Annotated in this window: 15 protein-coding genes; 9 read left to right on the plus strand and 6 right to left on the minus strand. The window is 45.1% G+C overall.

Annotated elements, in window-relative coordinates:
• Positions 1-3 precede the first annotated feature (3 nt).
• Together NST83_RS11685 and NST83_RS11690 are read left to right on the plus strand one after the other, a co-directional pair.
• Positions 4-714 carry a response regulator transcription factor gene (locus tag NST83_RS11685; protein WP_342417702.1) on the plus strand — a complete coding sequence of 237 codons (711 nt, stop codon included), beginning with the start codon at positions 4-6 and terminating at the stop codon, positions 712-714.
• The gene (locus tag NST83_RS11690) at positions 711-2,087 is read left to right on the plus strand and encodes an ATP-binding protein (RefSeq protein ID WP_342417703.1); all 1,377 of its coding nucleotides are present in this window, start codon (positions 711-713) and stop codon (positions 2,085-2,087) included. Before NST83_RS11685 ends, NST83_RS11690 begins: the two co-directional genes overlap by 4 nt.
• Before the next feature lie 83 nt (positions 2,088-2,170).
• Here NST83_RS11690 and NST83_RS11695 read toward each other — a convergent pair whose 3' ends face one another.
• Positions 2,171-2,644, minus strand: coding sequence for a C40 family peptidase (locus tag NST83_RS11695; RefSeq protein WP_137063012.1), 474 nt, complete (start codon positions 2,642-2,644; stop codon positions 2,171-2,173).
• Positions 2,645-3,004: 360 nt separating this feature from the next.
• On the opposite strand from NST83_RS11695, the gene NST83_RS11700 reads away from it, so the two are divergent.
• The gene (locus NST83_RS11700; protein WP_342417704.1) at positions 3,005-4,045 is read left to right on the plus strand and encodes a glycosyltransferase family 4 protein; all 1,041 of its coding nucleotides are present in this window, start codon (positions 3,005-3,007) and stop codon (positions 4,043-4,045) included.
• A gap of 5 nt (positions 4,046-4,050) precedes the next feature.
• Positions 4,051-4,773 carry a succinylglutamate desuccinylase/aspartoacylase family protein gene (locus tag NST83_RS11705; protein WP_342417705.1) on the plus strand — a complete coding sequence of 241 codons (723 nt, stop codon included), beginning with the start codon at positions 4,051-4,053 and terminating at the stop codon, positions 4,771-4,773.
• Between the two features lie 130 nt (positions 4,774-4,903).
• Here the strand turns inward: NST83_RS11705 and NST83_RS11710 are convergent, their stop codons facing one another.
• Positions 4,904-6,247, minus strand: coding sequence for a sugar phosphate nucleotidyltransferase (locus NST83_RS11710; RefSeq protein ID WP_342417706.1), 1,344 nt, complete (start codon positions 6,245-6,247; stop codon positions 4,904-4,906).
• A 40-nt stretch (positions 6,248-6,287) separates the two neighbouring features.
• The gene (locus tag NST83_RS11715; RefSeq protein ID WP_137063016.1) at positions 6,288-7,118 is read right to left on the minus strand and encodes a DUF6492 family protein; all 831 of its coding nucleotides are present in this window, start codon (positions 7,116-7,118) and stop codon (positions 6,288-6,290) included.
• A 211-nt stretch (positions 7,119-7,329) separates the two neighbouring features.
• Between NST83_RS11715 and NST83_RS11720 the strand changes: the two genes are divergently transcribed.
• The 5 genes from NST83_RS11720 (at position 7,330) to ytfJ (ending at position 11,782) form a co-directional block, all read left to right on the plus strand.
• Positions 7,330-8,205, plus strand: a complete 876-nt coding sequence (locus NST83_RS11720) for a YheC/YheD family protein (RefSeq protein ID WP_342417707.1) — start codon at positions 7,330-7,332, stop codon at positions 8,203-8,205.
• Positions 8,206-8,458: 253 nt separating this feature from the next.
• On the plus strand, positions 8,459-9,166 hold the full coding sequence (locus NST83_RS11725) for a DUF421 domain-containing protein (RefSeq protein WP_342417708.1): 708 nt from the start codon (positions 8,459-8,461) through the stop codon (positions 9,164-9,166).
• Positions 9,167-9,260: 94 nt separating this feature from the next.
• A complete protein-coding gene (locus tag NST83_RS11730; protein WP_342417709.1) occupies positions 9,261-10,292 on the plus strand; it encodes a cupin domain-containing protein in 1,032 nt (343 codons plus the stop codon).
• A 231-nt stretch (positions 10,293-10,523) separates the two neighbouring features.
• Positions 10,524-11,303 carry an ABC transporter ATP-binding protein gene (locus tag NST83_RS11735; RefSeq protein WP_137063021.1) on the plus strand — a complete coding sequence of 260 codons (780 nt, stop codon included), beginning with the start codon at positions 10,524-10,526 and terminating at the stop codon, positions 11,301-11,303.
• A 74-nt stretch (positions 11,304-11,377) separates the two neighbouring features.
• The gene (ytfJ, locus tag NST83_RS11740; RefSeq protein WP_342417710.1) at positions 11,378-11,782 is read left to right on the plus strand and encodes a GerW family sporulation protein; all 405 of its coding nucleotides are present in this window, start codon (positions 11,378-11,380) and stop codon (positions 11,780-11,782) included.
• On the opposite strand, the gene ppk1 is transcribed toward ytfJ, so the two are convergent.
• From ppk1 to NST83_RS11755, 3 genes are all read right to left on the minus strand, one after another.
• Complete coding sequence (ppk1, locus tag NST83_RS11745; protein WP_342417711.1) at positions 11,776-13,914, minus strand: polyphosphate kinase 1; 2,139 nt, start codon at positions 13,912-13,914, stop codon at positions 11,776-11,778. The genes ytfJ and ppk1 overlap by 7 nt on opposite strands.
• Before the next feature lie 190 nt (positions 13,915-14,104).
• A complete protein-coding gene (locus NST83_RS11750) occupies positions 14,105-14,497 on the minus strand; it encodes a hypothetical protein (RefSeq protein WP_013310198.1) in 393 nt (130 codons plus the stop codon).
• Positions 14,498-14,583: 86 nt separating this feature from the next.
• Positions 14,584-14,799: a hypothetical protein gene (locus NST83_RS11755; protein ID WP_342417712.1), complete on the minus strand. Its 216-nt coding sequence runs from the start codon at positions 14,797-14,799 to the stop codon at positions 14,584-14,586.
• Positions 14,800-14,856 lie beyond the last annotated feature (57 nt).

The following is a 14,856-nucleotide window of genomic DNA, read 5'->3' on the forward strand; positions in this document are numbered from 1 at the left end:
GCGATGGAAAAATCAGTACTGATCATTGATGATGAAGAGAAAATATCCAGATTACTCCAATTGGAATTATCCCACGAAGGTTATGCAGTTGAAATCGCTCAGACGGGCAAAGAAGGACTGGAAAAAGCTTTGGCACACACATGGGATATCATCATTTTGGATGTGATGCTGCCTGAGCTTAACGGAGTCGAGGTGCTAAAGCAGATTCGAAAAGTGGACCATCATACACCCATAATTATGGTCACTGCACGTAACAAAACTACTGACAAGGTCTCCGGTCTGGATGAAGGTGCGAATGACTACATTACGAAACCTTTTGAAATCGAGGAGCTATTAGCGCGGATGCGGGCCAGTATGAGACATCAATTGGAATCCAAAGCTACCTCTTCTCAAGCAGAGGACAAACTGTCGTATCTTCGGGTCGATAGCTTGGAACTGGAACCCAAGACACGTTCTGTGGTGCGGGAAGGGAAGCGAATCGAACTGACACCCAAAGAATTTGATCTGCTTCATTACCTCATGGAGCACAAAAATCAAGTATTGCAGCGGGATCAAATGATTCAGGACGTGTGGGGGTTTGATTTTGTGGGGGATACGAATGTAGTCGATGTGTATATCAGATATGTTCGTAAAAAAGTGGATCATGGCTACAAAAAAAAGCTGATTAAAACTGTTCGTGGCGTAGGGTATTGCATTAGGGAGGAAGACCATTGAAGCTGCGAACCAAAATTACCCTGCTCAGCTCGATTCTGGTGATGACCATTCTCCTGTTTGTAGACGTTACCGTTCATCTGTTGTTTGTCAAAATCGCCACTCGTAATGAAAGAGAAGTGCTGCAAAATAAGTGGACTGAAATCATGTCCGAAACCGGTTCCAAGATGATTCTAAAAAATGCATGGGGACCTGAGTTGAAGGATGAGCTTTCAGGAGACACCATCCTCAGGGTTTTTGATCAGCAATCCCGCCTTCTGTATGAAGTAAGTCGTCAGTCCCGCTTCAAGCTGGGCGATATACGTTTTAATCCTTCTCAAAGCTCACAGCTAACAGATGTACAGGGTCATAAAATCTTGGTCATTCATCTTCCACTACTTTCTCCAGAGGGAAATCAAGAGGGAACGCTGGAGATCGTGGAAAAATGGGATGCGCTCGAAAACAACCTCGATATTTTAAATACGATCCTGGTCACCTCGACTACAGGAGCCATGCTGCTTAGTCTTGTAGGCAGCACGATTTTAGCGAATGCCATATTGCTACCGATTTCGAGCAGTATCCAGACGATGCAGGAAATTGAACGAAGCCTTAAATTCAAAAAAATCCCTGCTCGCGCTCACAATCAAGATGAATTGTCCCAAATGACCGCAACCTTTAATCGAATGATGGACAGATTGGAGGAGAGCTTTCAAAGCCAGCAACAATTCGTCTCAGATGCTTCGCATGAGCTGAATACGACATTAATGATCATTGAGGGTTATGCTAATATGCTGCGACGGTGGGGCACGCATGACGAGGACATTCATAAGGAATCCATTGAATCGATTTATGAAGAAACTCAGCGGATGCGCACGATGACACAGCAATTACTGACTTTGGCTTCTTCACAGCAGAAAGATCCGGAGCCGTATGAACAGATAGAGCTGGTCAATTGCTGTCAACAGGTAGTAGCACATCTGAAGCCTGTACATGATCGTCAAATCACTATTTTTACAGATGAAAAAGAAATTTGGCTTGATGTCAGCCTTGCAAAAATCAAGCAGTTATTAGTTATATTGCTTGATAATGCTTTAAAGTACAGCTCAGATCCCATCGATATCCAGTTGTCTACAGATGAAAAGGATGTGTACATCCGCGTCAAGGATTATGGAATCGGGATACCAGAGCACGAAATCAAGCGAGTCTTTGAACGATTTTATCGGGTAGATAGCTCTCGTCATCGTAAAACAGGAGGAACCGGGCTTGGGCTACCGATTGCCAAGGCTATTACAGACGTGCATCAGGGGACGATACGTATAGAAAGCGTAGAAGGAAAAGGAACGGAGGTGACCGTCTCGCTCCCTAGAATACAACAGGAAGGGCTGTCCCTACAGTAGACGTATCTACTCGCGGAACAGCCCTTATTTGCTGATATTTTGTAAGTGGTTACAGATGAATGAGAATGTAATCTATATGTGTCCTAGAGGACACGACGTGCTGTAGTGTAATGGGAGCTCCACCAACCTGAATTCAGGTCCGTAATCGTTACGCCGCCTTTACCGAATGTGTGTAAAATTTTGCCGTCCCCCATATAAATCGCTACATGGTGAATTGGAGCATAGAAAAAGACTAGATCGCCTTTTTGTAGCTGACTACGTGGTACAAAAGTGCCGACAGTCGATTGCTGTCTGGAAGAGCGCGGCAGATTGATGCCGTTTTGCCCAAAAACATATTGAGTAAATGAAGAGCAATCAAAAGAGCTTGTGTTGCCCGCTGGTGCTCCATGCTGATAGCGTACACCCATAAACTGAGAACCTGTGGAAATAATCTGATCAGCTTTATCTACCGAAGCAGCATGAGTGGTGGTTGGTGCAACAACGAAACTCCCGGCGCCGAATGCCAATGTCATTGTAAAGCAAATACCCATCCATAATTTTTTTGAAGTATGTCTCATGTAAATTACCTCCATTATTTCGTATTTTGTATCTATCATGATGTCCTTGAGATGACAATAACACAAATAAAATATCCGAAATTTACCACTAAAGGTTACAATCCTGTTACCCCAACGGTTTTCCCTCATTTATTAGAAAACGATGAGAATTTTCACCTTATTTTGAGTTGACAAAATATGAAGCTTCCCCTTATTCCTGGGCACGTATGACAAAAAATGACCTGGAGACGATTTGCACAAGCAATCACGCAAAATATACATACCTATATACTACGGTTTATATCTTGTACGGGAATAAGCTCAGTCTCCCGTTCATTTCCTAAAAAGCACACCGTATTCCGATCAGGAAGGGGAATTCGTATGGCTTTAAAGCAGGTTAAAACATCCAAAGGCCAACGTCTAACCATTGTTCAGGTCATCTCCAACTATCCCAATGCACAGCCGGTACCCTCCATAAAGGGTGGAACGGAAAAGGTCGTGTATGAACTAACGGAGGAACTGGTAAGACGAGGGCATCACGTATCTTTGTTTGCCGCCCGTGGCAGCAGGAGCAGCGCGCGGCTGATTACCTATCCCAAGGGATTAAAGCACGATCAGATCCCTCAGTACGTACTTCAGCGGATGCCTCCCGGCACGCAAATCATTCATGATCATACCTTTCGTTCTGCTCTAGGACGCAGGAAGCTACCTTGTCCATCAGTATGTACAGTTCATCTTCCCGTGAAGAGACACGGTAAAAACCCGGTATTTGTCAGTAAACGGGCACGCCAGCTTATGGGCGGGGGCAAAGGATTTTATGTGTATAACGGTATCAACACACATGAATACGAGTTCAGCAGCGAGAAGCGCGGCTATTTGCTGTTCATGGGCAGGATTATACGTAATAAGGGTGTATTGCAAGCTATTCAGGTTGCAGAGCGAACAGGAAAAAGATTGCTTATTGCCGGTCCTATCAGAGCACCTTTATTTTTTCGCCAGGAGATTCAAAAGCGAATTCAGCACAATCCCAAAATCCGCTATGTGGGGGCGGTGGGAGGTAATCAAAAGCAGAAATTGCTTAAGCATGCGGAATGTCTGTTGTTCCCGACATTGTGGGAAGAGCCCTTCGGTCTTGTGATGGTAGAGGCGATGGCCTGTGGAACACCCGTACTGGCTTTAAAAAATGGCTCCGTTCCCGAGGTGCTTTCAGGCTTTCCAGAGCTGATTTGTAATTCTGTTGGCCAAATGGCACGAAAGGTAAAACAAAAAAATTACCCGTCACCAGCCAAGCTTCGCCTGTATGTCACGCAAAGATTTACTAACAAACAGATGACCGACAAATATGTGAAACTATATCGTGAAATAATCCGACGGCAAGGAGAGGAGAAAAGGGATCGAAAGCCTGAGCCTAAACGGAGGTGAAGGGAATGAAGGTAAAAAAGCATATGCTTGGAAAGGGTTGTTCCTGGGTGACTCCATATTATATAGCCACCGGGAGACAGAGAGGTCCGCATGTGATGGTGGTCGCGGGCATCCACGGCAAGGAAATCGCAAGCATCCGCGCGGCTGAGAAGCTGGTGGAGCTGTTGAATCAGCAGAAGCTGCTAATCAGCCAAGGCAAGCTTATAGTCGTGCCTATTGTCAACCAAGCAGCTTACCGCAAACGGATTAGGGGGATACCTGATCTGAATCGAACCTTTCCACGCAATAATAAGCAGGCGGCATCCAATCCACTTTCCGCTGCGGTATTCCAATTAACACGAAAGCATCAACCTGAGTGGTATCTCGATCTGCATGAAGCCAACGGATTGTCACAAAAGGATGCCAGGGTGCTTGGTCAAACACTAATTTCCAATAAAGGAAATCCGGTAGTCCCTGCAGTGCGTCGAACTATAAAGCGAATGAACCGTTCCATCAAGGACAAAGGCCGCCATTTCAACCTTCGGTTGCATGAGCTTCCAGGTTCCTCACGTACAGCGGCCGCACGTATCTTAGGCGCACGCGCGGTCACCGTGGAAACAGGCTGGAGTCTGCCCAAGAATGTACGTATAAAGTATCAGTTGGAGATCATGCAGCATTTCTTAAAAGAAGCCAGGATGATCAAGGCCAACGAGGTATATCTATCTTCCAAGGTTAGAGCTGTAACCTAATTAAAATGTATCATGACAAAATAAAAATCGCTTCTTGAGCAAGGGATTTTCCTTTCCTACACTCAAGAGCGATTTTTTTATTTGTCATTCTCGTACACAAATGGATACATATTAGTGGCATCGATATGCGTCAGGCTTCGGATTTAAAGAAGGCGCTCACCAAGCTTTCTCCCAGACGAACCTCGATCAGCTCCAATGGTTTATCGAGATCGGCACGGATCGTGTGATACATATCAACCGGAATGCGAAAGACTGAACCGCTTGCCGCCATAAAGCGTTCTCCGTTCAGCATGACCTCCCCCCGTCCGGAAACAATCGTCCACACTTTCAGCCCACTGCCGTGAAGCTGTCCGTTTAAGCGATGGTCTGGCAGCACCGTCAAGCGTATGGCAAGAATATCGTTCAAGCTCCGATGATCATATTCGTCCAGCACCCGGTAGCTGCCCCAGGAGGTTTCACCATGCATAGGGCGTAACTGAAGAGTCCCCAGCTTCTCCTTGATCGCGTGGGCATGACTTTTGGCGGCAATGAGGATGCCATCGGGGCTGGCAGCAGCAATAATATCCTCCACGCCAATGACATGAAGCGGATAGGGCAGCTCATTGACGATATGCGTACCATGAGCGGGGCCACTGATCTGTCCGCGTCCAGTCACTCGGTTGCCCAGTTGCTCCGTTAATGCTTGCCAACTGCCGATATCACGCCATTCACCCTCGTAGGGCAGGACGACGGCATGTTCGGCACGCTCCGCAATCTCCTCGTCGAAGCTGCGAACAGGGAGGCAGTCATACATCGCGCATAATGCCTTGTCGTCCAGCGGCAAATGACTACGCTCCATGCAGGCCAGCATATATCGTAGCTTAAAAGCGTAAATGCCGCAATTCCAGAGCGCACCTTGGCTGATAAGCTGTTGCGCCCCCAAGTGATCCGGCTTTTCTGTGAAGCGGTCAACTGACGCATAGGAGATGTTTCCTTTCATGATCCTCTCCTGACCCGGAACGATATATCCGTATTGGTCGGAGGGATGAGTGGGCCTTGTCCCAAGCATGGCCAGATCGGTTCCACGATCAAGCAACAAACAGGAAAGCGCCGCTACATGGTGGAAGAAATCCTCTCCCGCAAACATATCCGCTGGAGCTATACAAACAATTTCGTCCAGCCCCACGCCTTTGGCGTGAAAATGAGCGGCTGCCAGTGCAGCTGCGGTGAAGGTTCCCCGTTTGGCAGGTTCGCCTAGTACGGGCAGACGACCTTCCGTATGGCGGTAGGCTAAATTTACCTGGCTTTGATGAGCCAGCAGCAGGGCAGAGGAATCCAGCCCCGCTACAGTAAGCTGTCGGACCACCCGAGTGAGCATGGATTCCTTTTGCCCGTCAGGGGCAGGCAACAGTCGGAGAAACAGCTTCGAGCGGATATCGTTGGACAATGGCCACAGCCGTTTTCCAGCACCACCGCATAGCAATACGATGTGCACAGGCACTTCCTCCTTCGATACAGATCCATTATGGATCACATCATTTTGCGGAATTTTGTTGATTTTTAACAAGCTGATACACTTTACGTTGATGAAAGGATAGAGAACGATGTTTTTTAGCGTAGGCATCCAATTGTTTTTGCGAGAGGGAAGAAGCCCGACAATGAAGCGCTTTATTAAGTGACTTGCGTAAAATCATCCGAGAGGGCTGCTTGCTGTACAGATCGTTGGCATACGTCTCATATTCGGAAAAACCAAACTGTTTTTTCCGATCTATACTTTGGATAATCGCGTTGTACCAGGGTTTTCCATGACGGGCCTCAATGACCTGCTTGAGCCGGGTGAGTCGCGCTTTTTCAAATAGCATATAGTGAGTAACAAAGGACTTTGGTGAAGGGGCTTTCACGCCCATAAGCTTGCGGTAGGTGCGAAAATACTCAGGCTGGCTCCAGCTCCGATAGTAAAATATCGTTTTGCCATCCTTTCGAAACACATGTGGACGAATCAAAATCGTATCCGCATCAATGACGAGAAAGAAAGAAGCTTTACTGATTTTATCGCCGTTCATTTTGAGCAATTGCTGATACAGCCAGCCTGAGCGGTCCCAGCGTGCTGTACCATAACGGATATGTTTTTTTGTGATGGGTAGCACCGTCTTTTCATCTACAAATGTACAGCCTTTGCTTGCACATAGTCGACGAATTCCAGCGCTTTGCGGTGAAACGATATATATTGTTCCAATTCGGTGCTGCACGTGACGGCGAAGGCTGTTAATTACCAGTGGCAAAGTGGCTATATCTTTATCAATTGCAGGAATCAGAACATCGATGGTAAGAGAACCCTTCTGTGGCCCATCCGATTGCACTGACATGTTTTTCACTCCTTATATAAGCAAATGTACGCGTCCGGCGTCTTATCCTATCGTATGCCTGGACAGGCAACTTCGACCGGGCAAGGCCAAACGTCCATTTCTAAGCAGAACAGGGCTGATGTAGCTTTCGGCTAGGGAGTTGTTGCATACGATGGATTGATCTTTTTGTAACAGGTGCGTTCTACCTTGGGATTAGAGAGGAGAGGGGCAAGTGAATTCTTCACAAGCACAGGCTTTGCTCAGCAAGTGGCATAAAACCCAATTGCTTCTCCCGCATCGCGGCATCAAGCCGTTTGTGCCGGATACCCGAAGATATACCAAAGCGAATTTGAAGTCAATGCTGGAGAAGTACGGTATGGTCTATGTAAAGCCCGAGCGAGGTACGTTCGGTAAAGGTGTCATGAGAGTAGAGCAGGAGGAAGGTCAGCGGTTTGCCTATCAACATGAGGAAAAGCGTGTGGAGTTCAAAAATGTAGAGGCACTATATGCCAGCCTGTCGAAGAAAACGGGGAAGAAAAGCTATCTCATTCAAAAGGGAATCCATTTACTGCGTCATCAGAAGCGTTACTTTGATATCCGGGTCATGGTGCAGCGCAATGCAAAAGGGCCATGGGAATCTACCGGAATTATTGGTCGGCTCGGTCATCCCCGCAAAATCGTAACCAACTATCATAGCGGTGGTACGCCGATGGCACTGGAGGAGCTGCTAAAGTCTCATTTATCCCAAAGCAAACAGGCTGAGCTGATAAAGAAACTGAATGCCCTGGGCATTACCATTGCCTCACAGCTGCAAAAAACATATCCGAATTTCCGGCAAATCGGAGTGGACATTGGACTGGATCGCAGCTTTACCCCATGGATTATTGAGGTGAATACGAAGCCTGATCCATACATTTTTAATCAATTAAAAGATAAGTCTATGTACCGCAAAGTAATAAGCTATTGGCGACTGGCCAATGAAAAGAAGAAAGTAACGGTCCCGAGCGAAGATAAGAATAAGGCTAAAAGTAAAGATAAGAATAACAGTAACAGTAACAGTAAAGACGCTAAAAAAGCTAAAAAAGCTAAAAAAGCAAAAAGTTCATGAGCGAGGAAACGTTACAGTGACTGAGAAGCTCTGAACCAGAGAAATAAAAGGATGAATGCCTTATTGATTCATCCTTTTATATGCTCATTTTCCTGGTTTATGCCGCTGCTCGAAGTCTCTGATTGTACAGTCATGATACAAAATGAAAATGGGTTGTACAAACGATACAGCCTTGACCTATCGAAATGAATGTAATGAAAAAAGAGGAATTGGAAAAGCTATATGAAAACAATGAGAACTGGAGTTTTGGTATATGGAAATATGGGAAATAATATTTAGGTCTGTACTAGCCTTTACCATCATGATGCTCATAGCACGTATTTTAGGCAAATCCACCATTGCGCAAATGACCTATCATGATTTTGTAGCCGCGATTACCTTGGGGGCCATTACTGCGAATATTTCCTTTAATAATACAATAGATATTTGGCTCTTATTAACAGCTCTATTGACCTTTACCGTCATTGCTTACCTTCTGATGTTTTTTTCCATGAAGAACCGCAAGCTGCGAAACTGGTTTTCGGGAAAACCAACCGTGTTGATCCAAGAAGGAAAAATTTTGGAGGGTAATATGAGAAAGCTTAAGATTACGCTGGATACTTTGAATCAAGAGCTAAGGGGGAAAAATATTTTTAATATTCAAGATGTTCAGTATGCCGTACTTGAGTTGAATGGTAGCATTTCCGTACTACCCAAGCAGGAGTGTATGCCTGTAACCAGAAAAGATTTACATTTGGACGTTCGTTCCAAACAGACTTTTCCCATTGAATTAGTTATGGACGGACACATTGTGGAAGCAAATTTAAAGCAGAATGACATTACAACCGAGTGGTTACATTCGCAGATAAAAAAGAAAGGGCTTTCTATTGAAAATGTCAATTATGCCGTAATTAGTTCTGATGGAAAAGTATATTTTGATGAATATGAGGATCAAATTGAACATCCTGTTGATAAAGAATGAATAGATTTGATTTTATTCACATTAAAGGCATATAATAGATATGTTTAAATAAGTAAACATAGACATATAAAATGGTTTTGAGGAGGAATCGGCTATGAAATCATTTAAGTATGCTTTGGAGAAAAAGGAACCCAGAACCGGACCGGGAGGTATTACACGTGGGGCTTCGGTTCATGATTTTCCTGTATCGGAAGGAATAGCAGGGGTTTCCATGCGTCTGGAGCCGGGTGGTATGCGTGAGCTTCACTGGCATGCCAATGCGGCTGAATGGGCTTATGTGATTAGCGGCTCCTGTCGGACAACGGTTATCCATCCGGATGGTTCTTCATATGTCGATATTTTCAATCCCGGTGATGTATGGTATTTTCCGCGTGGTTATGGTCATTCCATTCAAGGTCTTGGTCCTGGAGAGTGTCATTTTATATTGATTTTTGATAATGGAGATTTTTCGGAGGACCACACGTTCAGTATAACGGATTTCATAGCGCAAACTCCTGCGGAGGTTGTCATGCAGAATCTGGGACTTGCAGCCGACGAACTGGCTCTTATGCCAGATAAGGAAGCCTATTTTGCAAAAGGACCTGTACCTTCTAACGGATCACATGATGCATATCCTCGCATTTCTTCCGATCTGGTCACTAAACATCGGTATCCTCTATTGGCCAAACAGCCCAGGTTGGCACCAGGTGGAGGGACGCAGCGGACCGTTACGGTAGAAGATTTTCCGATTTCTTCGACGATGGCAGGATCTGTAATTGAACTGGAGCCAGGCGGATTGCGAGAAATGCATTGGCATCCCAATGCGGACGAATGGCAATACTATTTGGATGGGAATGCAGAAATGACTGTATTTCTCGCTGAAGGGAATGCAGTGACAGAGCAGTTTGAAGCCGGAGATGTTGGGTATGTACCGATGGGAGCCGGACATTATATTAAAAATACCGGATCGGAGATATGCCGGATTTTGATTGGTTTTAACAGTGGTCATTACGAAGCCATTGATCTGAGTGAGTGGCTGGCTGGGAATCCTGTTGATGTATTAGCAACGAATCTGCACCTTCCTAGAGCAATAGCGAATAAACTGCCGCACAAATCGGTGTTCATCGCCCCAACATCCAAATCATAAAACAACGAAACAGCCCGCTTTTGGCTCCCGTATGTATGGGGGAGCCAAAAGCGGGCTATTAGTCAGGGTATCGGTACTGTACTTTAAATAATTCTATGCAGTGAATTTAAAATTGAACAACCTGCAACACTGTGCTATTCTTATACAAAAGTGAAGTTTAACGTAGTGAAAATAGTCTTTTTATTATGTTTTTAAACATCAGATGATATGATCATTAGGAGGAGGAAAGCTATGAACTCTGTTATTGAACTTAACAATGTTAGCTGGAAAAGGGACAATCGCACCATACTGGATCAAATCAACTGGCAGGTAGCCGAGGGAGAGCACTGGGCTGTACTTGGATTGAATGGATCAGGTAAAACAACGATGCTGAATATGATCAATGGTTACATATGGCCAACTACAGGCAGTGTCGGTGTGCTGGGTCACGCCTTCGGGGATGTGGATCTGAGGGAGCTGCGCAAATCTATCGGCTGGGTCAGCTCCTCGTTGCAGGAAAGAATCAATGGTAGCCAGCGCACGCAGGATGTGGTTATTAGCGGTAAATTTGCCTCCATTGGACTTTATGATCAAACAACGGATACGGATTATGAGCAGGCCGTACTCCTCATGACCCAACTGGGCTGTGCTCATCTCGTGGACCGATTGTATCAGGGGTGCTCACAGGGGGAAAAGCAAAAAGTGCTTATTGCCCGCGCGCTAATGGCCTCGCCCAAGCTATTGATTTTGGACGAGGCGTGTAACGGTCTGGACTTCTTTTCCCGGGAGGCACTACTAACTAGCATCCGTCAGCTGTCCGAGTCTCCTGGTGCGCCGAATTTGCTGTACGTTACACATCATATCGAAGAAATTCTGCCGATGTACACGCATACGATTTTGATTCGCCGTGGCACTGTTTTTGCCAAAGGCAGAACGACTGATATTCTGAGCAGTGAAACGCTTAGCGATTTTTTTGAAACGCCGGTGCAGGTAGAGTGGAGACAGGAACGTGCATGGCTCTCTATGGAGTAGAGAGTCAATGCGGTTTATTCTTTTTCAATCCTGACTACAATGACATAGGAGAACCATTGTAGAGAGGTGAATGAATGTCAGAGCATCCATTACAATCTTTTGTAAAAACGGCGAAAGATCACTTAAAGGACATGATGAACGTCAATACGGCCATTGGAGAGCCGATTACCGTGTCTGACGGCACCATTATCATACCGGTTTGTAAAGTGAGCTATGGCTTTGCGGCAGGTGGAAGCGATTGGGAAAGGCACAATCAGGAATCCGCAAGGGTGATGCCGTCATTTGGTGGAGGTATGGGCGGAGGTGTGTCCGTAACACCTCTCGCAATTTTAATTATCGGCAAAATGGGTGTTCAAACGGTCTACCTGGATAACTCTCCTACTGTATACGACAAGATTTTGGATATGGCGCCACAACTTTTGGATAAATTGAACAATCTTATTAAGCAATACCAAACAGGAGATGATAACAGTCAGTGAATCAGGTCTGACTCGTTTGGGTATGCAGAGGCTGCCAATGGGGTTATGCAGTCGTTTTGAATAGGAAAGGAGTTGTTTTTCCTTACTACCAGATTTTTGACCTCTGACTGGCTACGGCAGGGGGGCTGTTCATTGTGCGCCATAACATATCGTCCATCGGGAAGCAGCTGTCGGGCTTTAATATTATCGTTCAGCAACAGCAATAAATATTGGGTGACGACAGATTGATGTTCTTCATTCAATAGTGGGCACATTAATTCAATCCGCTTGTCCATATTTCTGGTCATCCAGTCCGCACTGGATAGCCACAATTGGGGTATGCCGGCATTCTCAAAATAAAAAATTCGAGAATGTTCCAAAAATCGGCCAACAATGCTGCGAACGGTAATATTGTCGCTCAGTCCGGGAATTCCTGGACGCAAGCAGCAGATCCCACGAACGATCAGATCAATTCGGACGCCTGCCTGGGAAGCTGCGTATAGCTCGTCGACCAACTGTTTATTTGACAGCGAATTCATTTTGGCTATAATCCTTGCAGGTTTACCGCTCAAGGCATTTTCCACTTCGCGCTGAATACATCCCAACAACCGTTGTTTCAAATGAGCCGGTGCTACGCTGAGGTAATGCCACTGGCTTGGGGCGGAAAATCCCGTAATCTTGTTGAATAAATTGGACACATCTTCACCGATCTCTGGATCGGAAGAGAAAAGTCCGATATCTGTAAATATTTGCGCCGACACTTCATTGTAATTTCCGGTTGCGACATGAATGTAACGTCTAAGAGAATCCGCTTCCTTGCGTACAACCAAAATCATTTTGGCATGAATTTTCAACCCGGACAGGCCGTAGACGACATGGCATCCTGATTTTTCCAATTCTTTTGCCCACCCAATATTTTTGGCTTCATCGAAGCGTGCTTTCAATTCGACGACTACAGTGACCTGCTTTCCTGCTTCGGCAGCTCGATTCAAAGATCGGATAATCTGTGAATTGCCGTTTACGCGATACAAGGTCATTTTGATAGCCATAACGGATGGATCGGCAGCAGCATGTCCGACAAAATCGTTAACAACGTCAAACGATTCATACGGATGAAATAAGAGCACATCTTTTTTTCGCAGCACTGAAAAAAAATCGTCCGTGTTCGTGAACTCCCACGGATATAGAGGATCAAATCTCGAATGCTTGAGATGCTCATAACCCTCAATCGAATTGGCGAATGACATATAGTAGCTTAAGTCAATAGGTCCATTATTCGTAATTAAAAACTGGCTTTCAATTTCCAGTTCTTTTTCTAGTAATTCCAGTGCAAATGGATCAAATCCCTGTTCTATTTCCAAACGAATCGGAGTGCCCCATTTTCTTGCGCGCAATACTTTCTCCACTTCATCAAGGATATCTTCAGCCTCTTCCTCGTTTAAATCAAGGTCTGCATTTCGAGTTAAACGGAATGTATGGAAAGTAACAGGCGTATACGTAGTAAACAAAGTCTGAATATGCTGCTTAATCAAATCTTCGAGCAAAATAAACTGCCAATGATCATGAGCTGATAGAGACGGAACTTTAATATAGCGAGGCAGATTGGACGGAATTTCAACCAAGGCAATATAAGCGTCCTTTCCCGATGCATCGGAAGGCGGCTTCAAACAGACGGCCAAATATACACTTTTCGAACGAATCAGAGGAAAAGGGCGGCTTTTATCGATAGCTAGAGGGGTTAGCACCGGAAATACTTTTTCAAGATAATAGGTTTCCATTTCTTTCTGCTGAGTAGGATTAAGCTCACAATAAGCAGTAAAAATAAGGCCCTCTTCCTTTAACAGTTGAATAATCCGCACATGGGTTGCATACTGATCTGCTACTAATTGCTCAATCATGGCGATTACTTTATCTTGTAGCTGTTGCGGGGTAAAGCCAGTGAAATCGATCTCTTGATTGCCCGCTCTAATTTTATCCATAAGTCCTGCGACCCTGACACTGACAAACTCATCCAGATTGGTGGAAACAATCGATATGAACTTTGTTCGCTCCAATAGAGGAGTGCTTTCGTCTTGCGCTTCCTCAAGAACACGTCTGTTAAATTGAAGCCAGCTTATCTCACGATTAATATAGTTCACAGCGCATGCCTCCATCTGCCTATTCTTTTTTTCTAAATAATAAATACCGTATTTTTTGAAACAATTGCCATGTGGCGCTGAGGCGAATCGTGATCGTGTCGGGAATATTCTCATGTTCGTTTTTAGTCATGATTGTCAGGTTCCTCTCGTTTTTAAAATAGGGAAAACTCGCTAAACGAAGTTAGCGAGTTACATGGATATTTTTTTATTCGTGAGATGCTGTCGTCTGCATTGCATCCGCGACCGGGCTCGTTATGGACTCGGTTACTTTCGATGCGTACTGTGTCATGTTGCTGACCAAACGATTGTTAAGAAGCACATTGCCTGCTTGCATTCCAACTGTTTGGCCCACACTGTTCCCTAACAACCCACCAACAACGGAACCAAGGACTGTCCCTACTCCTGGCAGCAACGAAGTTCCAAGGATAGCCCCATACTCAATACCGGCCATGACGCCGAGTGCTCCTGTCAGATTCCCCGACGTATGAACCATATAATCTTTGTTATCCATATGTCCTTTCGTCAAGCTAATGGTATTCTGCAGTTGGGTTATACCTCCGGAGATAAGACCTCCCCATAATGAACCGCCTTGAAGCATGCTGATCTCTCCTTTATTTGATTTTTTATTCCAGGATAGTGGTTCCCCATGATGCGTTTTTTTAATTATTTTACATTTGCCAATTGTTACGGAAGCCAAACCTTTTCTGTATTTTTTTCTTCATTTTTTACTGCTTCTGCGGATTGTTGCTCTCTAGTGCCGTCTTTGACTTGATCCGCAAGCTCAAGCACAATTCCTGCTCCTTTAACGGCAAGTTTGCGTGCGGCTTTTCGGGCTTCGGGGGACACAGCAAGTGCTAAAGCGGCAGCAGTGAAAATAATACCAAGCGGTGATTTAACCACAATACCCTCTCCTTAAAAAAGTTTGTTAATAAAATAATTCCTTAATATGAAATTTTT

Origin of the sequence: Paenibacillus sp. FSL R10-2782, from assembly GCF_038592985.1 — a bacterium.
Lineage (GTDB): Bacteria > Bacillota > Bacilli > Paenibacillales > Paenibacillaceae > Paenibacillus > Paenibacillus terrae_C.